This window comes from Flammeovirga pectinis, assembly GCF_003970675.1.
GTDB lineage: Bacteria > Bacteroidota > Bacteroidia > Cytophagales > Flammeovirgaceae > Flammeovirga > Flammeovirga pectinis.
Map to the genome: position 1 here is coordinate 1,062,242 of NZ_CP034562.1, position 21,171 is coordinate 1,083,412.

A 21,171-nucleotide genomic window follows, 5' to 3' on the forward strand; every position below is an offset into this window, starting at 1 on the left:
GATTAATGTAATAGTGTTTTTATTTATTTTTTTGTTGATGCAAATATATGTATAGATAATTGTTGTTCAAACAAATGTTATGTTTTTAACAATTTTTAGGTTTACGTGTTTCACCTTATTTTAGTAGTCGCAGCATTTACATTTGATCAAAATAAAGAGCAGAAACGAAGTGATAGTTTATGCTATAAAAACCGATTTAGGTACTTCAATTAAATCAGTAAGTTAATACTATAAGAGAGTATCAAATTTAAGATTTCAAAAGGGAAATAGTTTAAACTGATATTTTGTTACTTAATCGTGATCTATAACTTCTTCTCCTTTGATAGAGAACAATACCTTCTTTTTTAAAGTAACATTTACATCGCTATCAGAATTTTTCGCTTTTTGTTCTTCTTGGTATTCTTGATAACCCCAGCAATTTGGACAGTCTATTATTTGTTCTTGATTATTCATATTTCAATAGATTAGGTTGATAATTATTTTACACTTCAAAGGTAAGATGATCAGTTGGTAATTGTAAATTGATATTTTCTATACCCGTATTGTAAATAGTTATATTTCATTTAATTAAAATGTTAGTAGTGAAATTAACTAATTAAAATTTATTTATAAAAACCAGTTAATCAATTATTAATTGTGTTAAATATAAAATATTGTTTGATATTAAATCAAATTAATTTATAATATTTGTATCAACAAAACGGTAGAAGGTTGATCAACTTCAACTGGTAAAAATGAGATAACTAGAATGTCTTTATAGACACAATACAAATTAGAAATGAGAAATATTTTACTAACAATTTCAGTCTTATTAATGACTGCTGGAGCAATGTTCGCTCAGAAATCTAAGAAAAATAAAAAGCCAAATATTTTGGTAATTATGGGTGATGATGTTGGATATGGAAACGTCAGTATTTATAATAATAAAATGTTAGCATATCAAACACCAAATATTGATGGTATTGGTGAAAAAGGAGTAACATTAACTTCACAATATGCACAACAATCATGTACAGCAGGTAGAGCTGCTTTTATTACTGGACAATCTCCATTAAGAACAGGTTTATCTACTATTGGAATGCCAGGTTCTAAAATTGGTATCCAAAAAGAAGATCCAACAATTGCAGAAGTTTTAAAACCACTAGGTTATACATCTGGTCAATTTGGTAAAAATCACTTAGGCGATAGAGATGAATTTTTACCAACAAACCATGGTTTTGATGAGTTCTTTGGTAATCTTTATCACTTAAATGCTGAAGAGGAGCCAGAAGATCCTGCTTACCCTACAGACCCTGAATTTAAGAAAAAATATGGTCCAAGAGGTGTTATTCATTCTTATGCAGACGGACGTATCTCTGATACAGGTCCTTTAAATAAAAAGAGAATGGAAACTGTAGATGGCGAATTTATGAATGCCTCTATCAACTTCATGGAAAAAGCAGTTAACGAAGATAAGCCATTCTTTGTATGGTTCAACTCAACTCGTATGCACGTATTTACTCACCTTACAGAAGAATCTAAGAAATTAGTGAACAAGTATGGCTTATATGGTGCAGGTATGACAGAACTTGATAATCAAGTTGGTACGTTATTAAATAAATTAGAAGAATTAGGTGTTGCAGAAAATACTATTGTTATTTTCACTACAGATAATGGTGTTGAAAAAATGACATGGCCTGACGGTGGTATTTCTCCATTCCGTGGTGAAAAAGGATCTACTTGGGAAGGTGGTGTTCGTGTACCATTCGTAATAAAATATCCTAACGGAATAAAAGATACAGGTCGTAAATTAAATGGTATTGTTTCTCATGAAGACATGATGCCTACACTATATGCTGCAGTAACTGGCAAAGATGATTTAAAGGAGACTTTAAAAACAAAAGGTTACAAAGGTGAAGAGCAAACTTATAAAGTACATTTAGATGGTTATAACCAATGGGATTACTTTACAGGGAAAGAAGAAAAATCGAGAAGAGATGCATTCTTCTATGTAGCAGATAATGGAATGATCCAAGCAATGCGTTGGGATGATTGGAAAATCCACTTTATTGTTCAAGAAGGTGAAGGTCCTGATATGTGGTTCTCTGGTCATAGATTTGCCCTTTCATGGCCAAAGATCTATAACTTAGCACAAGATCCTTATGAATCTGCTGATCATTCTGGAATGTACTTAAAATGGTACGGACAAAAAATGTGGTTATTTGTTCCAGCAAAAGAAAAATTAGGAGAATTCTTTATGAGCTTTAAAGAATTTCCTCCTCGCCAAAGACCAGAATTATTAAGTCCTGGTAAAATGCAAGAGATGTTATATCAAATGATGGATAGAACACCAAAGAACTAATTTGAGTATTATTTAGATAGTACAATTTGCAAACCCTTATATGTTTAACATATAAGGGTTTTTTTATGTTTGATATCAATCTATATTGATTTTAGTATTTTAAAAGTTCTCAAAAAATAACTTTATTTCTTTACTTTTTAATTTTAAAGGACAATTAAATATCAAAAAGCGATTATCTGATATCATAAAAAGTCTAAATTTTTCTTTTCTGTTTTAACAACTTTAAATATTTAGTTTAATATGAAACTAAATATAGCCAGAGGCGTTTTTCTTTATATATCATTTATTTAAATGTACTATTAAATAAGTATTACATATTAAATAAAACTTTATTAAAATTATATAATGATGAACAAAAGGATACTTACAGTAGGGTTACTACTAATGACGTCAATTGGAGCGTTTGCTCAAAAAGGCAAAACAAAGGATAGACCAAATATATTAGTAATTATGGGTGATGACATTGGGTATGGGAACGTTAGTACCTACAATAATGGCATGCTTGCTTATCAAACTCCAAATATTGACGAAATAGGTAAAGAAGGTGTTGTTTTAACTTCAGAATATGGTCAACAATCTTGTACGGCAGGTAGAGCAGCTTTCATTACAGGCCAATCACCATTAAGAACAGGTTTGTCAACTATAGGTATGCCAGGTTCTAAAATAGGTTTACAAGATGAAGATGCAACGATAGCAGAGTTATTAAAACCTTATGGTTATGCAACTGGTCAATTTGGTAAAAATCACTTAGGTGATAGAGACGAATTCTTACCAACAAATCATGGTTTTGATGAATTTTATGGAAATCTTTACCATTTAAATGCAGAAGAGGAGCCAGAAGATCCTGCTTACCCTACAGACCCAGCATTTAAGAAAAAATACGGGCCTAGAGGGGTAATTCATTCTTATGCTGATGGACGTATTTCTGATACGGGTCCTTTAACAAAAAAGCGAATGGAAGATGTAGATGAGGATTTCTTACAGGCTTCTGAAAGATTCATGACACAAGCAGTTAAAGAGGACAAACCTTTCTTTGTTTGGTTTAACTCTACTCGTATGCACGCATTTACGCACTTAAATGATAAATACAAACAGTACCTTCATGATTACGGTTTATACGGTGCAGGCATGAAAGAACTTGATGATAATGTTGGTTTATTATTAAATAAATTAGAGGAATTAGGTGTTGCAGAAAATACTATTGTTATTTTCACTACAGATAATGGTGTTGAAAAAATGACATGGCCTGACGGTGGTATTTCTCCATTCCGTGGTGAGAAAGGATCTACTTGGGAAGGTGGTGTTCGTGTACCGTTTGTTATTAGATATCCAAAAGAAATCAAAAGCACAGGACGTAGATTAAACGGTATTGTTTCTCATGAAGATATGATGCCTACATTGTATGCAGCAGCAACTGGTGATACTAAGTTGGTTGAAAAAATGAAAGAAGGGATGACAGTTGGTGATAAAACATTCAAGTTACATTTAGATGGTTATAACCAATGGGATTACTTTACTGGCAAATCAGAAAAATCAGCTAGAGATACATTTTTCTATGTAGCTGATAATGGAATGATCCAAGCAATGCGTTGGAATGATTGGAAAATTCACTTTGTAATCCAAGAAGGTGAAGGTCCAGATATGTGGTTCTCAGGTCACAGATTCGAAGTTTCATGGCCTAAGATTTACAATTTAGCTCAAGATCCATACGAAGCTGCAGATCATTCTGGGATGTACTTAAAATGGTACGGTCAAAAAATGTGGTTATTTGTTCCAGCAAAACAAATGTTAGGTCAGTTCTTTATGAGCTTTAAAGACTTCCCTCCACGCCAGCGACCAGAAACACTATCTCCTGGTAAAATGCAAGAAATGTTATACCAAATGATGGATAAAGGAGCAGCGAAAGCAGGTCAATAATCCAGATCATACATTAGTTAATAATAGAGAGTCTCTTTTTCAGAAATGAAAGAGAGATTTTTTTATGTATTTAATCTTACACCTTTATCAATGTGTAGTATTTACGCTTATAATTATATGTTTTGATGTTTCTTATTACGTAAGGGTGTATTTTATAAGAAAATATGTTATTTTGAGTCTTAAGTTATTCAAAAATCAGGGGCTTTTATGAGTAAAACAAAAATCTATTACATCGCATTTTTTATATCACTAATAGGAGTGATACTTTTTTCGTATGTTCTTACGCCCAATTACCCAAATTTAGAAAAGTTGAATATTTTTATTCAATTTATTTTTATAAGTAACTGCTTTATTCTCCCCTTTAAAATCTACCAGCAAAATAGAAATGAAGAAGATTCAAATTATGAATTTTAGAATGATAAAGTGATTTTAAACCAATCGGTCAAAAATAGTTTAATTTATATTTGACTTGTCGGTCAATAATGTTACTTTTGTCATATCATTAGCATTTATAATTTTTGATATGGCAGGTAGACCAAAGATTTTTAAGCAAGAAGAAGTATTAGATAAAACAATTCAATTGTTTTGGGAAAATGGCTACGAAGCTACAAGTACAAACGATTTACTAAAAGAAGTAAACCTTAATAAGGGCAGTCTTTATAATAGTTTTAAAAGTAAAAGAGAACTATTTAAAGCAGGTTTGCATGCATTAGAAGGGAAAGCACTCGATAATTTTGAGAAAACATTAGCAGAAAGTGATGATCCCATACAAATTATAAAAAATATGTTTTTGGGTATTGCCGATGCTTCTTATCTATCAAATTGCAAAGGGTGTATTTTAGGTAATACGATTATCGAATTTATTGGTAAAGATGAGGAGATCAAAGATATTGCTGTCGATTACTTACTAAAATTGGAAAACATTTTTGTGAGATACATCAAAAAAGCTGAATTAGAAGGTAAATTAAATACTACCCAAAGCCCAGAATTTCTAGCCAAGCATCTGATTAATTTTTGGAACGGAATTAACGTTACAAGAAGGGTTCATCAGAATAAAAAAGACCTATTAGAAATAATTAATTATAACCTAAACTTTATAAAATAGCCGTTCATAAGTAGTGCTTATGTCTGTTATTAAAACAATCACTTATCATGGATAATCAATCATCAATACTTCAAAAAATTGGAGAAAACATCAGTAGATATGGCTTGGTACTTATATTACTTTGGTATGGCGTATTTAAATTTACTCCTACTGAAGCTGAAGCGATAAAACCATTAATAGAAAATAGCCCATTTTTTAATTGGATGCTTTCTATTATGACACTTCAACAGGTGTCTAATTTTATTGGTATTACAGAAATAATAACAGCAATAGCAATAGCTTTACGACCTATTTCTCCAAAAATAGCTGCACTAGGGAGTGCGTTAGCAGTTGTTACATTTGTGGGTACATTATCATTCTTATTTACCACTCCAGGTATGTTTAAAATAGTAGAATGGTTGTACGTTCCTAATGGGTTTGTATTAAAAGATTTACTCCTTTTAGGCTTTAGTTTTTGGAGTTTGGGCGAAGCACTTTCTGCAATAAAAAATCAGGAAAATACTTTGACATAAAAAAATATTCATCAAAATTAGCAATCATAAACACCTACTAATTTTACCATTATGGATTTATTAAACGAATACAGAGAAAGAAGAGCCGATCAGAATAAGAAAGTAATAGACAATGCAGATAAAGTAATTAAAAGAATTTACAGTCTTGATACTATAACTTATACTGAGGGTGCTTTAGACGAAAAAACAAAAGAAATCATAGGTTTAACAACATCACTTGTTTTACGTTGTGATGATTGTGTAAAATATCATTTAGAAAAATGTGTAGAGTTAGGGTACTCTAAGGCTCAAATTATAGAAGGTATGGGTGTTGCCAATGTTGTTGGTGGTACTATAGTAATTCCTCATTTAAGAAGAGCAGTAGAATATTTAGAGGCTTTATCTCAAGAAATAGAAGAGGAGAAATAAGTTGTATTTTTTCTGACAAATGGCCTACAATTTTTGGATTGTAGGCTTTTTTTACGTCTTCTATTTCCGTTTTACAGCAAAAAACTCTAATTTATATAGGTAAACTCTCTTATTGTTCTAGACGACTAACCTTATATGACCAAACAAGAAATTATTGATCTACTCGAAGATAGTAGACATACAAAAGTAAAAGTAGCTATTGTAGATATTGACGGCGTCCTCCGTGGAAAATACATGCACATCGATAAATTTATATCTTCTTTAGATAGTGGATTTGGGTTTTGTGATGTTGTTTTTGGTTGGGATATGGCCGACGAGTCGTACGATAATGTTAAAGTAACGGGTTGGCACACAGGTTATCCAGATGCACCAGCTAGGATAGATGTAAACACATTTAGACAAGTGCCGTGGGAAGATGATGTTCCTTTTTTCTTAGCTGATTTTAGTAGAGATAATAAAAAAGATGAGACAGTAGGGCCAAGAGCTTTACTAAAAAGAATAAATAGTAAAGCAAATGATTTAGGTTTTGCTCCACTATTTTCTCAAGAATTTGAGTGGTTTAATTTTAAGCAAACAACAACAGAATTACACGAAAAAGACTTTAATAATATAAAACCTTTAACAGAAGGAATGTTTGGGTACTCTATTTTAAGAGCATCCGAAAATAGCGACTTCTTCCATGCATTGTTTGATATGATGGAGGATTTTAAAGTTCCTCTAGAAGGGTTACACACAGAAACAGGGCCCGGAGTATATGAAGCTGCAATTCAATACAGTGATATTGTTGAAGCTGCTGATAGAGCTACATTGTTTAAATCTTCTGCAAAAGAAATTGGATACAAACATGGTATAATAGCTAGTTTTATGGCAAAGCAAAACATGAAACTACCAGGTTGTAGTGGTCATGTGCATCAAAGTTTATGGAATATTGATAAAACAAAAAACCTGTTTTATGATCCAGAAAAAGAAGATAATATAAGTGATGTAATGCAATCATATATTGCAGGACAGTTGCATTGCTTACCATATATGTTGCCTATGTTAGCACCTACAATTAACAGCTATAAAAGATTAGTAGAAGGGGCTTGGGCGCCAACCACATTAACATGGGCGGTTGATAACAGAACAACGGCTTTAAGAGTTTTACCACATGGCGAAAAATCTGCACGATTAGAAACAAGAGTGGTAGGTTCTGATGTGAATCCATATTTAGCAATGTCAGCATGTTTGGCCGCTGGATTATATGGAATAGAAAACAAATTAACATTAGATACCCCTAAGACAATTGGCAACGGTTATGAAGATTTTAAAAATGGAACTCTGCCTTCTAATCTTTGGGATGCAACACAGAATATGAAAAATTCTTCGTTAATGAAGGATTTATTTGGTGAAGAATTCGTAGAACATTTCACTTTAACAAGAGAATGGGAATGGAAACAATTTATGAACCATGTAACTGATTGGGAAACGAAAAGATATTTTGAAATAATATAAGATATGTTAGACATTCACGCTACCTACACCTATAATTTTCCTACAACGATACGTTTTGGTATTGGAGTAATCAAAGAATTAGGGCCATACCTTAAAGAACATAATTTATCTAGGCCTTTGCTTGTTACAGATGAACTTGTGTTTGGATTGCCTTTCTTTAAAACTATTATTGCCGATTTAGAGAAGGTAGGGATATCGCCTGCAGTCTTTTATGATATGCATAAAAATCCTCTTAAATCTGATGTTTTAAAAGGGGGAGATGCCTACCATGGGCATGAATGTGACTCTATTGTTGGAATTGGTGGAGGAGTAGCAATGGATGTTGCTAGATCGATTGTTTTGCGCGTAAATCATACAAGAGACCTTTTTGATTATGATGATTTAATTGGTGGAGATAAATATGTAACAGAAGAAGTCCCTCATTTTATAACTGTACCAACCACTTCTGGTACAGGGAGTGAAGTAGGTAGAAGTGCTATTATTTCAGATGATGAAACAAGGCAAAAGAAAATATTATTTTCACCTAAATTGTTGGCTAAAATTGTGTTTGCAGACCCAATGTTAACACTTGATTTACCTTCTTTTGTTACTGCGGCAACAGGCATGGACGCATTAACGCATAACATGGAAGCCTTTTTATCAAAAGGTTTTAACCCCATGTGTGATGGTATTGCAATATCTGGAATGAGGTTAATTGGTACTTCAATTGTGCAAGCCACAAAAGAACCAAATATGTTTTCTCGTTCAAAGATGATGATTGGCTCCTTAATGGGAGCTGTGGCTTTTCAGAAAGGCTTGGGTATTGTTCATAGTTTGGCACACCCATTATCTTCTCTTTTAGATACTCACCATGGCTTAGCAAACGCTATTTGTTTACCACATGGTTTAAAATATAATTATCAAGGGTTTGAAGATAAGTACAATTTTATGGCATATTCAATGAACCTTGGTACGAACCAAGGGAAGATTTTAGTAGATCATATTGAAATTTTAAATCAGCAATTAGGCTTGCCAGATTCGTTGTCTCAAATCGGAGTTAAGGAAGAACATATAAAACCTCTTGCAGCATTGGCTGTAAAAGATTTTTGTCTACCTAGTAATCCTAAAATAGTGACCGAAGAGGAGTTTGAACAAATCTACAGAAACGCATTATAAGATGATAAAAATTGGAATTACTCCAAGCTTCATGTATCCCGATAGTAGTAGAACGGTTTATGGTCCGAAATCGTTGACTTATGTGGAAAACGATATGATGACTTATATTGCTAGAAAAGGAGTGTTGCCTGTTCTTCTTCCTGATATTGAGAAACCATTGTTAGCTGATATTCTTAATGAAATGCAAGGTTTTATTCTACAAGGAGGTGTTGATTTAGCACCAGAATCTTACGGAGAGAAACCTATAGGAGAATGGAAAGGAGATAAATATAGAGACGATTATGAACTAGAAATAATTGATTATGCCATTAAAAATGATAAACCAATATTTGGAATATGTAGGGGCTTTCAGTTGATGAACGTTTACTTTGGAGGGACATTATATCAAGATACGGTTACACAAAAAGAGGGTGTAAATAACCATCGTTCTGCAAAGTTATATGATACAATAAAGCATCCACTAGTTATTAAAGAACCTTCTTTTTTAGCTTCATTGTATCCAAATAATTCCAATCCATATGTAAATACAATTCATCATCAGGCTGTAAAAGACCTAGGAAAAGATTTAGAAGTTTGGGCAACATCAGACGATGGGCTTGTAGAAGCATTTGGTTACAAAGGTAAATCAGAAGGAAAGGTAATGGCTGTGCAGTGGCACCCAGAATTTTCAAGAACTTTAGGTACGCAAATTTTAGATCCAAACCCACTTTACGATATTTTCTTATCACACATAAAATAACATCTATGGACATTATTAACCCTGCAAATGATTCAATAATAACCTCAATTAAAGAAGACTCGATAGAAGTACTATCAGATAAAATAGATCACCTTCGTTTTGGTCAAAAAGAATGGGCAAAGCAAACCGTAGCACACAGATTAAAATGCATTGTCCGATTTGGCGAATTGGTTCTTGAAAATGTAAATGAATTAGCTACTATCTTATCTGAAGAAACAGGTAAGCCTATTCAGCAATCAATCAATGAAATAAAAGGGGCTCAGAATAGAATAGAGCATCTAAAACTTAATGCTGAGAAATGGTTAGCAGAAGAAGTTATTGAAGGTTTAGAAACAACTTATGAGAAAATTACATACGAACCTTTAGGTGTGATTTGTAATATATCGGCATGGAATTTCCCCTATAATGTAGGGTACAATGTATTCTTATATGCATTAGTTGCAGGAAATGCAGTAGCTTATAAACCCTCCGAATTTGCTACTTTAACAGGGTTGCAGTTTCAGAAATTACTATATGAGGCTGGTGTTCCAGAAAACGTTTTTCATTGTATTATAGGTGGTGCTGAAGTTGGAGAATATCTATTAGAAAGTGATTTTGATGGCTATTTCTTTACGGGTTCTCATAAAACAGGACAGTACATTGCTAAAAAGGTAGCACATAAATTAGTGCCTGTTCAATTAGAGCTAGGCGGGAAAGACCCTTTGTATGTAATGGAAGATGTTGCAGATGTTAAAATTGCAGCTATCAACGCTGCAGAAGGTGCTTTTTATAATAATGGACAAAGTTGTTGTGCTCTCGAACGGATTTATGTCCACGCTGCTATTTACGATGAGTTTGTAAAAGAACTAGTAAAAGAAGTAAATAATTATAAAATGGGCGATCCTTTAAATAAAGAAACATTTATTGGGCCTTTAACTAGAAAAGCTCAATTACCAATTTTACAATATCAAGTGGAAGATGCTTTAGCCAAAGGTGGAGTTTTAATGACGGGTGGGACTGAGGTGAATAACAGTGGAAATTATTTTGAGCCTACAGTTTTTAAAGATGTCAATCATGAAATGAAGCTGATGCAAGAAGAATCTTTCGGACCGATAATAGGTATTCAAAAAGTGAATAATGACGAACAGGCGATAGATTTGATGAAAGACTCAGATTATGGCTTAACTTCGGCAGTGTTTTCAACAAGTAAAGAGAGAGCAGACCACGTATTTGATCAAATGAACTCAGGTACAGTGTATTGGAACTGCTGTGATAGAGTTAGCCCAAATGTACCTTGGTCTGGTCGTAAAAATTCTGGACTTGGTGCTACATTATCAGTACAAGGAATTAGAGCATTTACGCTCCCTAAAGCGTATCATTGGAGAGAAGTATAAATAAACCTATTATGTCATTTTCAATTATAAATTTTAAGAACAATCAAGGCGATGTTTTAGTAGCCTCATTGTCATTACCCGCAGATGAAAAACCACATGCATATGCATTATTTGCACATTGCTTCTTTTCATCTTTAGAAGAAACTACTGTAGTAAATAGTATTGTAAGAGAGTTAAACCAGAAAGGAATTGCTGTGTTTAGTTTAGATATTACAGGCTTTTCTCAACAAAACCCTGGTTATGCAGCTAGTATAGAAGATATTCTATCTGCTTCTGATTATATGGCTGAAAACCTAAAATCGCCACAATTATTAATAGGACATTCTCTAGCAGGAAGTGCTGCAATTTTATTAGCAAACAGAATTGCTTCTGTAGATGCTATTGTAACTATTAGTGCTTTTTCTAAGGTGAAAAGTATTGAAAAAGTTGCAGATGTAGAAGGAGATTACGCAAATGTTCATCTTTTAGCAAAAGAATTTAAAGTGAAATCTAGTTTTATAAATCAAATATCATCGCCCAATTATGCGGATATTATTCATAAAATTAAATTACCGTTACTGATTTTTCACTCTCCATTTGATGCTGTCGTTGACATTAAAAATGCAGAGAAAATTTATAAAAATGCTTTTCACCCAAAGAGCTTTATTTCTTTAGATGATGCGAATCATTTCTTATCAACACCTAGAAATGGTCAGTATGTAGGAAATATGATCGGTAGCTGGGCAGAAAGATATGTGGAAATGGAATTAGAAGATCCATTAGAAACGCAATACCAGACAGCGGTAAGAATAGGAACTACAAAATATGTTACAGAAGTAAAAGCTGGAGTACATCATCAGATTGCAGATGAACCTTTAAAAGATGGTGGAAAAGATTTAGGTCCTAATCCATATCAATTTTTATTGGCAGGACTTGGTGCTTGTACAGCAATGACGTTGAGAATGTATGCAAACCATAAAAAGTGGAATTTAGAAGAAGTAACTGTTCATTTAAATCATGAAAATGAATATCTAAAGGATGCTGAGAATGCAAACAAGCGTACGGCTAAAATAGATAATTTATACCGTCATATTCAGATTAAAGGTGATTTAACAGAGAAACAAAGAGGACGTTTACTAGAGATAGCAAACAAATGCCCGGTACATAGAACATTAGAAAATAATCCAGTTATTCATACAGATTTACTTGATTAATAATCTAAGTTTAGATATAAAAAAGAGGTTGATTATAATGCATAATCAACCTCTTTTCTATTAAACCGAAACTTATAGTTTTACAACTACTTCGCTTAGTGGTTTACGGTATTTTACTAAATGTTGGTAGCCATCATCTTCTGCTCTATAACCGATTGGTAAGATTACTGTGCTTTTTAAGCCAAGTTTATCAAAACCTAAAACTTCATCATATTTTTCTGCTACAAAACCTTCCATTGGTGTACTATCAACTTTTAAGTCTGCACAAGCAGCTAAAAGAGATCCTAATACAATGTAGGCTTGTTTTGAATTCCATATATCTTTTACTTCATCAGGAAGAGAATTAACTGTATTCAACATCATTCCTCTATAATCTGCAATAGCTTCTTCTGGTAAGTTTCTAGCTTCTTTAATGTTATCCGCAAAAGTATTTACATGGTCTGCTGTTAAAGTAGCTTCGCGAGCAATTACGATTAAATGCGATGCATCTAAAACTTGTCTTTGTCCCCATGAATGAGCAAATAACTCCTCACGTAATGCTTTTGTTTCTACAACAACTAATTTCCAAGGTTGTAAACCATAAGATGATGCTGATAAATTACCTGCTTCTAAAATTGAATTTAGAGTAGCTTCATCTAGCTTTTTTGATGCATCAAATTTCTTTGTTGCATATCTCCATTTAAGTGAATCTAATAATGCCATTTCAATATATGTTTAAACAAATTATGTTCAAATGTATAAATATCTAATTAAACATCAAATGTTTTTAAAGGTTTCTGAAAAAAAATATTTTTTATAAATAAATTATCCAAAGTGAAAGTGCTTTACCTATAATAATACCCCAATAGTTTGCAATTGCATAACCTAATGTACCCGCAGTCATTCCTGATAGAATTGCTTTTTTGTTATTAATCGCTTTAGCAATTGGGCCTACAAATGCAGGTCCGTAAAGACAGGCTGTAGATGTTATTAAAAAGGTATCTACATCAATTTTAAATAGTTTACAAAGGAGTAAATGAATAAATATACCAGTAAACATTACAATCGTTACAAAGCCAATATATAGTGTTCCTGAATCTAATAAACTTTCAAAGTTAGACATACTTCCTAAACCAATACAGAATAAGAGTACAAAATATTCTCCCACTAAAAAACTACCTTTTATAGTTCTAATAGAAGAGTTTAAAGAAGCAACTAAACTTAAAGTTGTTACACCTAATATAATAAATATTTCATTCATTGTGCCAAATGATAGCAGGGAAATGCCAACGCAAAGACCTAGTATTAATAGCGTAATGCCAATACTTGTTCCTATAGATTTTAATGTAGGTCCTTCTAATGCTTTTATTTTTAGATCATCGTCACTTATTGAATTTGTATCAGTAATTGGTAATACGTAACCGAATATCTTTTTAGCAACTGTAAGAAGAACTATCATCCATATTCCCCCAATAATCATATCGGCTGTATTCATTAAAATAAAAGCTTCATCTTTTACATCTAATGCCAGTCCAATTGCAGACATGTTTGGCGTTCCTCCTGTATATAATCCAATTGACATGCCTGCCAAATATGGAGAACTAGGAAGTACATCATTAAATAATAGGAAAGCGAAAATAGCACCTATTGTAACTGCAAATAAGCACAGAAAGAAAGATAAGATTGTTTTTTGTGCACTTTTAATCCATTGCTTAATATTCGATGACAATAAAAGTAATCCTATTGAAAGCGGTACTGCAGCTTCTACTATTGTTTTAGAAACATTCGTATCTATTATGAGAGAACCATTTCCTAAAAAAATGCCTAATCCATAAGCTAGGATTACGGTGCCGATGTTTTCGATCCATGAAAATCTTTTTGCACCCCAAGTTAGAAGTAGAGGTGCTAATATCATTACAAATGCTTGCAGCATATTAATTTGTTTTAAGTTCAAACAAAAATAGTTATTCTATAATTGTTTAAAGTTGATTTTGTCTTTAAATCTATCTTCAAAGGTACTAGTTAAGGAACTAATATGCTATCAGAATATAAATTGTACAAAAAGAGCTTTTTGTAAGATAGAGCAATGATCTTTTATGAAAGTCTTTACAATTGAGTATAAAATGATGATCTTTTATTTATTAAATTAATTTGTTTAACGCACACAACACTATGGCATCGAGTAGATCTGATATTTTAAAATTTACAATCTCTACATTACAAAAATCAATTGATGATATTCAGTTGCATGAGGAAAGCTCCTTAAAGTCATCTAGCTCGGATAATGATACCAAATTATACGAAGACAATGTAGAAGAAGAGGTGACCAATATTACGGTTGGTAGTTACAGCTTAGATCGATTGGCTGATTCAATCCAAACACTTCATAAATTTGTAGAAGTAGAAGATTCTATGAATGATATTAGGATGGGGACTGTTTTTGAAACTGATAAATTGATCTTAATAATGGGATGTAATTTCCCTCCAATCATTTATAATGGAAAACAAATAGTGGGTATAGCTAAAGATGCTCCAATCTACAAATTCCTAACAGGTAAAAAAGAAGGAGAAGTAGTAAGAGTAGGACCTACATTAACCAAAATTAAATTATTGCATAAATAACAAAAACCCACCTTATAAAGGTGGGTTTTTAGATTTATTGTGTGTTATTCTACTTATTTTTTGATCACTCTAAAAACTTTTTGCTCGCTATTAGTGTGAACTTTAATGAGATATATACCGCTAGTTAGTTGTTGAGTTGGAACTGTGAATTTTTGTTGACCGTTAATTAAAGCTGTGTTGTGATGTTTACCGATCAAGGTTCCATTTGTGTTATATATATAAGCATCAACATCTTCGTCTACTTTTAAACTGATAGAGATATTGAACGAATTTTCGAAAGGGTTAGGGTAGACTTGCCCAATTTCACTTTTCAACTCTTCCTCAAGGTCAATGCCTATTAATCTTGCATTTGATCCATTAAAGAAAGTATCATAACTTTCTGCATATTCATAAGCAGTGGTTTTATCCCAATTGATTGACCATGTCATCATTCCTCTTAAATCTGGGTAGCCATTACTATTAATAAGTGTATAAACTCCTCCGAAAGGGATACCGTTAACAAGATAATTTAATGCTTTTTGAACTTCAGTTGGTGTAGTGTAACCTCCTGCAGGAGCTGCTGGTCTATTAGCAGGTAAACCTAATGCAACTTGATTTTCTCTAAAAGCAGGGAAAAATCCGGCAGTACTTTTAGTTTCAAAACCTTGTAATAACATTTCAGTCATAGCAACAATAAAATCTGCAGACCCTTGCGTGTATGCTTTTCCATCTAAAGCACCAAGACTACCAGTATTATAAAGCTGAACATGTACATAGTCTAGTTGCTCTCTTAATGAGTGTAGAATAGGAAGATATCCGCCCCATGCACCACCATAAGCAGTTTGACCACCTTGAACATAAGCTGTTTCAGGAGCAGAGGTTAATAAAAAAGAAGGGCCGAAGTGTGCTTTAATTTCTTTCATTCCTTGAATGAAATTTAATATTCTCGGTGTAGTCGGATTTGTGAAATCTGTATCACCTGCATTTAAGGTTAATGAAGAACCTTCTAAATCAATATCTACCCCATCAAAACCATAAGTCTCGCAAAGAGTAATCATTGAGTTGACAAATTTTTGCTGCTCTTCATCGTTATCTAAATGTACTACACCATTTGCTCCACCAAGAGACAGAATTACTTTTTTACCTTGACTTTGTAATAAAGCAACATCGTCTTTAAACTCTTGTCTAGATTTATCTGTAGGTTCATTTTGGAAATTATAAATGTCTACGGGGTCAAAAATCATTGTATTGTCAACATCTCTAATTTTTGGTTCCGCAAAAGCAATACAAACAACATTGTATCTATCATCTACATCTTTTAATCTAATATAAGGACAGCTAGATAGATTCCAGTTATGCCAATAACCCACTAATACTTTATCTGTAAATGCTAAATTTTCTATTATTGATATAGATGATGTAGCAGAAGTTTCTAATCCTTCATTATCCGTAACTGTAGCTGTAATGGTATAATTACCAAAAGAAGTTGGTGTCCAATTAGCGGTATTTGATGAGAAACTCACACCGCCCACTTCGATTAAAGTAGAAACAACTGTACCATCTATATCCGAAGCATTAACCACAATTTCAACAGCTGATAAACTAGCTTGTTTTATTGTAGTGCCATTAGCTGGTGTAAATGATGTAATAACTGGGTTTTGTGGCCCTGTTGGTTCTTCTACTGTTAATAAATAATCCGAAGAGTTTACTTTTCCTTTATCATCAACTGCTTGAATTGAAACGGTATAGGTGCCATAAGTAGAAGGTGTCCATGATGTTGTGTAGATATCATTCACACCTACTGCTTCTAGAGTATTTCCATCAACAGAAAAAGATGCCGTAATATTGTCACCTTCAGCATCAATAATAGTAGCCGTTAATGTTTGTGGTATAAGTCCTATAACTGTAGTGTTGACTGTAGAAATTGAAGGAGCTGTATTTGTATCAACACAAGGTCCTAATGCTTTCCAAAAGTGATCTGCTTCACCAGGAATAACATTGTATAAATTATCTACTTGAGCTTCGTAAAGGTCCCCGTTATGTACAACAACATCTGTTGAGTTATAAACATTTGGGTAAGGTCCGTATTCTGGAGAAGAACATCCACTATCAACTTTTTCTTCTATTGTTACAGAAGATGTTGTAGTAGCCGTTAGTCCATCATTGTCCATTACAGTAACAGTAATTTCAAAAGTTCCGAATGCAGAAGGAGTCCAATTAGCAGTTGTAGAAGTAAATGATTTTCCATCTACTTCTATTAATATAGACTCTATTGTTCCATCAGTATCAGAGCTTGTAGTAATGATATTTACTACTTGTAATGAAGTTTGTTGAATTACTTCGTTATTAGATGGTGATGTAACTTGAACAGTAGGAGGGATCGGTTCGTTAGAGGTGATAGTAATACTTCTTGATGAACTAGAAGTTGCCCCTTTATCATCAGTTGCTGTAGCTGTAATGGTAAAATTACCCGCTGAAGTTGGTGTCCAATTAGCAGTTGTTGATGTGAACGAATTGCCATCTACTTCAATTGTTGTATTCTCTACTGTTCCATCATCATCAGAAGCTACAATTGAGATTGTAATCGCTCCTGTCTCCTCTAAGATATAACTTGCATTGTTTTCTGGAGCAGTAAAAGAAACTGTTGGAGATAAGTTGGCGTCACATTCTCCGAGAGCTTCCCAAGGGCCCCATTGTGTTTCAGGATTTTCTCCTTTCGTCCACCATTTATTACGGTAAAGTATACCATTATAGGTTACTTTGGTTCCGTTAGTACCATAGGTAGTTGTAGAATTCCATTCAGGAATGCCATCACAAGAGGAAGTGGCATAAGAAGTAGAAGTGTACTCCAAAGCTTGTGTGTTACTTACAGAAAGTAAGTATACGCACAGTAATAAAGGTAGTAGTTGTACAATTTTCATAAGTGTAGTAGTGCTGTTTAAAATGTCTTCATATACTATCGTTTAAAAAAACGGAATGAAGGTTGATTTCACTAAACAAAGAAAAATTGTAATGATTTCAATTCAATAAAGGGGAGCAAAATGTGGTACAGACTTGTACAAATAGGGGTACATAAAAACCTCTATCAAAAGAGAATTGGGGTACAAAAGTTTGTTGTAATTGGTCGTTTTGTCTTTAAATCAAAGAATGAATAGGGGTACAGTTTACGATTTCTTTAGTTTTCTAGATTGATAAGTCAATGCTCGTAAAGCAGCTATTTTATCATGTAAATGCATATACTCTTGATCTAAAAGATGCAATTCATTCTCTAAAGATTTACTCTCGGATAAATTCTTTTTAATTTTTGATACTAGAATGTCTATCTGATTAGATTCAGTATAATTTTCCATATATAAACAGTATTAATTATGTACTTGACTACCAAGTAGTGAACAATAATGAAACAACTGAAGTAGATGATTAATTACTGTATCTCGTTTAATATCTGTTAAATTGTGTGTGAATAGATTCAAACTTGAATTTAATCTAAAAACGAGTATATGTATAAGATCTTCTTTCTACTTCTATTTATTTTTATATCGGTTAATTGTAGAGCACAAGACACTTTACTTCAAAAAGAGCAGAGTGAATATGTATCTATATCATCTCAAAACGATTTTTATCAGTATTGGTTGCAATCAGATAGAAATTTTACAAATGGAATTCATATTACTTGGGCTAGTAATGTATTTAATAATAAGGTAGCAGATTGGCTTTTAATAGGTATGAAGAGTTCTACTCAAAAAGAGTTTAGCCTTACAATAGGACAAGATATGCATACCCCTCAAAATGCAGAACTTTATGAAGTAGACTCAACAGATAGACCGTATGCTGGCTTATTGTATGCAACATATAAAAAAGTAACCTCCAATTATTGGAATACACTACGTATTGAATCAAATTTATATTTAGGTGTACAAGGACCAGCGGCAGGAGGAGGGCCAACACAGAATTTTATGCATAGTCTTTTTTTAGAAAATAAAGATTTTAACGGTTGGGACAATCAGATTGGAAATGGTCTAGTACTTGATATGGATGTCACTGTACATAAAATGTTGCCGTTGGTAGGTAAACTCTATGAGACAAATGTATTTGCTAAAGCACATATTGGTACAATCTATAACTATGCTCTTACTGGTATTCAGTTTAAGTTTGGTAAATACAACGATACGTATTATAGTAAAAGTGGGGTTAAACAAAAAAGACCTCCAAAGCTATCAGAACAGTCTAGAATGAGTAAGGCAAGAAGGAGAATAAATGAGAAAAGAAACTTAGGTAATTCATTTAGTGATTTACTATATAGTTTAAATCAAGTAAAGCAGATCTACTTTTTTACAGAATTTCAGATAGGAGGGTTATTGTATGATGGTACTGCACAGGGAAGTTTAATTCAGTTTCAAAAAAGTCCTTATGTTTTAACAAGCGATCAAGTAGATCCATTGATTTTAAACTGGGTTTATGGCCTAAATTTTAATCTAAACAGATGGATGTTCCGTTATTATCGAGTAGTTGAAAATGACAATTTTAAGAATAAGGATTTATTTGGTTGGGGTGAAATTTCAATTTATTATGGCTTATAAAAAAATGGAGACCCTACAATTGTAAAGCCTCCATTAGTTCTATTTCCTTTTTTTAAAAGAAATTTATTTCTTCTTTGCCCAAGAATCTTTCAATCCAACAGTCTTATTAAAAATCATGTTTTCAGGAGTAGATTCCTTATCTAAGATAAAGTAACCTAAACGTTGGAATTGGAAATTATCTCCAGCTGTATTGTCTAATAAAGATGGTTCAACTTTACAACCTTCAATCATTTCTAATGAGTTCGGGTTTAAAAATTCTTTAAAATCTTTTTCTTTATCAGCATCAGGAGCTTCATCAGAGAATAAACGGTCATAAAGGTTTACTTTAGCGTCTACTGCATGTGCAGCTGAAACCCAGTGTAATGTACCTTTAACTTTACGTTTAGATTCTTCAGTACCACTGCCAGAACGAGAAAGAGGATCATATGTACAGTGGATTTCTGTAATATTTCCATCTTCATCTTTCACACAGCTTTCCCCCTTAATAATATAAGCGTTTTTTAAACGAACCTCTTTACCAAGCGTTAAACGGAAAAATTTACGGTTTGCTTCTTCTTTAAAGTCATCTTTTTCGATATATAAAACTTTAGAGAAAGGAACTTTGCGAGAACCAGAATTTTCATCCTCAGGATTATTTTCTGCTTCTAACCATTCTTCTGCACCTTCTTCGTAATTATCAATTACTAATTTGATAGGGTCAAGAACAGCCATTACACGAGGAGCTGTTTTATTTAGGTCCTGACGTACAGCAAATTCTAATAATGAAACATCAATTACATTATCACGCTTAGTTATACCAACAGTTTCAGCAAAATTTCTGATAGATGTAGGAGTATAACCTCTTCTTCTTAATCCAGAAACAGTAGGCATACGTGGATCATCCCATCCGTTTACAACCCCTTCTTCAACTAATTGTAATAGTTTACGCTTAGACATAACTGTATAGTTAAGGTTTAAGCGAGAGAATTCTGTTTGTTCTGGACGAACTTTATCTTTATCAGCAACTTGATCTAAGAACCAATTGTACAAAGGTCTATGTACTTCAAATTCAGTTGTACATAAAGAATTTGTAATACCTTCAATATAATCAGATTGTCCATGTGCCCAATCATACATTGGATAAATACTCCAAGTAGTTCCTGTTCTATGGTGTGCTTTTTTTATAATTCTGTATAAGAAAGGGTCACGAAGGTGCATGTTTGCATTCGCCATATCAATTTTGGCTCTTAATACACGGGTACCTTCATCAAATTTCCCCTCTTTCATTCCTTCGAACAACTCTAGACTCTCCTCAATAGAACGTTCTCTAAAAGGGGAATTTGTACCAGGAGTTGTTGGAGTTCCTTTTTGAGAAGCAATAGTGTTAGCATCTTGATCGTCTACATAAGCTTTACCTTCTTTAATAAGTTGTACAGCCCAAGCATACAATTGATCAAAATAATCGGAAGTAAATTTAGGTTCACCAACCCAATTAAATCCTAACCATTCAATGTCTTCTTTAATTGCATCTACATATTCTTGATCTTCCTTTGTAGGGTTAGTATCATCAAAACGAAGGTTAGTACCTGCATTTTCAAATTCTTGTGATAACCCAAAGTTCAAGCAAATTGATTTTGCATGACCAATATGTAAATAACCATTTGGTTCTGGTGGGAAACGGAATAATAGTTTACCGCCATTTTTGTCAGATTTTACTTCTTCAGTGATTTTCTCACGAATAAAATCCATTCTTTTTTCTATATTTTTCTCTTCCATTGTAATCAATTAGATCATT

Annotated in this window: 18 protein-coding genes; 12 read left to right on the forward strand and 6 right to left on the reverse strand. The window is 32.9% G+C overall.

Going from position 1 to position 21,171, the window contains the following annotated elements; translation table 11 throughout:
• Positions 1-291: 291 nt before the first annotated feature.
• Positions 292-453: a hypothetical protein gene (locus EI427_RS25860; RefSeq protein ID WP_155523275.1), complete on the reverse strand. Its 162-nt coding sequence runs from the start codon at positions 451-453 to the stop codon at positions 292-294.
• Between the two features lie 325 nt (positions 454-778).
• On the opposite strand from EI427_RS25860, the gene EI427_RS04355 reads away from it, so the two are divergent.
• From EI427_RS04355 to EI427_RS04400, 10 genes are all read left to right on the forward strand, one after another.
• A complete protein-coding gene (locus EI427_RS04355; protein ID WP_126612015.1) occupies positions 779-2,341 on the forward strand; it encodes an arylsulfatase in 1,563 nt (520 codons plus the stop codon).
• Between the two features lie 345 nt (positions 2,342-2,686).
• Positions 2,687-4,258 carry an arylsulfatase gene (locus tag EI427_RS04360; RefSeq protein WP_126612017.1) on the forward strand — a complete coding sequence of 524 codons (1,572 nt, stop codon included), beginning with the start codon at positions 2,687-2,689 and terminating at the stop codon, positions 4,256-4,258.
• Between the two features lie 523 nt (positions 4,259-4,781).
• Positions 4,782-5,363, forward strand: a complete 582-nt coding sequence (locus tag EI427_RS04365) for a TetR/AcrR family transcriptional regulator (RefSeq protein WP_126612019.1) — start codon at positions 4,782-4,784, stop codon at positions 5,361-5,363.
• A gap of 47 nt (positions 5,364-5,410) precedes the next feature.
• On the forward strand, positions 5,411-5,875 hold the full coding sequence (locus tag EI427_RS04370) for a DUF417 family protein (RefSeq protein ID WP_126612021.1): 465 nt from the start codon (positions 5,411-5,413) through the stop codon (positions 5,873-5,875).
• A gap of 51 nt (positions 5,876-5,926) precedes the next feature.
• On the forward strand, positions 5,927-6,283 hold the full coding sequence (locus EI427_RS04375) for a carboxymuconolactone decarboxylase family protein (protein WP_205727897.1): 357 nt from the start codon (positions 5,927-5,929) through the stop codon (positions 6,281-6,283).
• 135 nt (positions 6,284-6,418) lie between these two features.
• Entirely contained in the window at positions 6,419-7,777 is a 1,359-nt protein-coding gene (locus EI427_RS04380) for a glutamine synthetase family protein (protein ID WP_126612025.1), read from the forward strand.
• 3 nt (positions 7,778-7,780) lie between these two features.
• Positions 7,781-8,932, forward strand: a complete 1,152-nt coding sequence (locus tag EI427_RS04385; protein WP_126612027.1) for an iron-containing alcohol dehydrogenase — start codon at positions 7,781-7,783, stop codon at positions 8,930-8,932.
• Between the two features lies 1 nt (position 8,933).
• The gene (locus EI427_RS04390; RefSeq protein ID WP_126612029.1) at positions 8,934-9,671 is read left to right on the forward strand and encodes a gamma-glutamyl-gamma-aminobutyrate hydrolase family protein; all 738 of its coding nucleotides are present in this window, start codon (positions 8,934-8,936) and stop codon (positions 9,669-9,671) included.
• 5 nt (positions 9,672-9,676) lie between these two features.
• Positions 9,677-11,044 carry an aldehyde dehydrogenase family protein gene (locus EI427_RS04395; protein ID WP_126612031.1) on the forward strand — a complete coding sequence of 456 codons (1,368 nt, stop codon included), beginning with the start codon at positions 9,677-9,679 and terminating at the stop codon, positions 11,042-11,044.
• A gap of 11 nt (positions 11,045-11,055) precedes the next feature.
• Positions 11,056-12,237 (forward strand): bifunctional alpha/beta hydrolase/OsmC family protein, encoded by a 1,182-nt coding sequence (locus EI427_RS04400; RefSeq protein ID WP_126612033.1) that lies wholly within the window; start codon positions 11,056-11,058, stop codon positions 12,235-12,237.
• A gap of 72 nt (positions 12,238-12,309) precedes the next feature.
• Here the strand turns inward: EI427_RS04400 and EI427_RS04405 are convergent, their stop codons facing one another.
• A complete protein-coding gene (locus EI427_RS04405; RefSeq protein WP_126612035.1) occupies positions 12,310-12,939 on the reverse strand; it encodes an NAD(P)H-dependent oxidoreductase in 630 nt (209 codons plus the stop codon).
• A gap of 91 nt (positions 12,940-13,030) precedes the next feature.
• Positions 13,031-14,149 (reverse strand): DUF819 family protein, encoded by a 1,119-nt coding sequence (locus EI427_RS04410; protein ID WP_126612037.1) that lies wholly within the window; start codon positions 14,147-14,149, stop codon positions 13,031-13,033.
• A gap of 239 nt (positions 14,150-14,388) precedes the next feature.
• On the opposite strand from EI427_RS04410, the gene EI427_RS04415 reads away from it, so the two are divergent.
• Complete coding sequence (locus EI427_RS04415; RefSeq protein WP_126612039.1) at positions 14,389-14,838, forward strand: hypothetical protein; 450 nt, start codon at positions 14,389-14,391, stop codon at positions 14,836-14,838.
• A 53-nt stretch (positions 14,839-14,891) separates the two neighbouring features.
• On the opposite strand, the gene EI427_RS04420 is transcribed toward EI427_RS04415, so the two are convergent.
• Together EI427_RS04420 and EI427_RS04425 are read right to left on the reverse strand one after the other, a co-directional pair.
• Positions 14,892-17,738 carry a glycosyl hydrolase family 18 protein gene (locus tag EI427_RS04420; protein ID WP_126612042.1) on the reverse strand — a complete coding sequence of 949 codons (2,847 nt, stop codon included), beginning with the start codon at positions 17,736-17,738 and terminating at the stop codon, positions 14,892-14,894.
• A gap of 243 nt (positions 17,739-17,981) precedes the next feature.
• The gene (locus EI427_RS04425) at positions 17,982-18,167 is read right to left on the reverse strand and encodes a hypothetical protein (protein ID WP_126612044.1); all 186 of its coding nucleotides are present in this window, start codon (positions 18,165-18,167) and stop codon (positions 17,982-17,984) included.
• A 150-nt stretch (positions 18,168-18,317) separates the two neighbouring features.
• On the opposite strand from EI427_RS04425, the gene EI427_RS04430 reads away from it, so the two are divergent.
• Positions 18,318-19,397 (forward strand): lipid A-modifier LpxR family protein, encoded by a 1,080-nt coding sequence (locus EI427_RS04430; RefSeq protein ID WP_126612046.1) that lies wholly within the window; start codon positions 18,318-18,320, stop codon positions 19,395-19,397.
• 63 nt (positions 19,398-19,460) lie between these two features.
• On the opposite strand, the gene EI427_RS04435 is transcribed toward EI427_RS04430, so the two are convergent.
• Complete coding sequence (locus EI427_RS04435) at positions 19,461-21,152, reverse strand: glutamine--tRNA ligase/YqeY domain fusion protein (RefSeq protein WP_126612048.1); 1,692 nt, start codon at positions 21,150-21,152, stop codon at positions 19,461-19,463.
• Positions 21,153-21,171 lie beyond the last annotated feature (19 nt).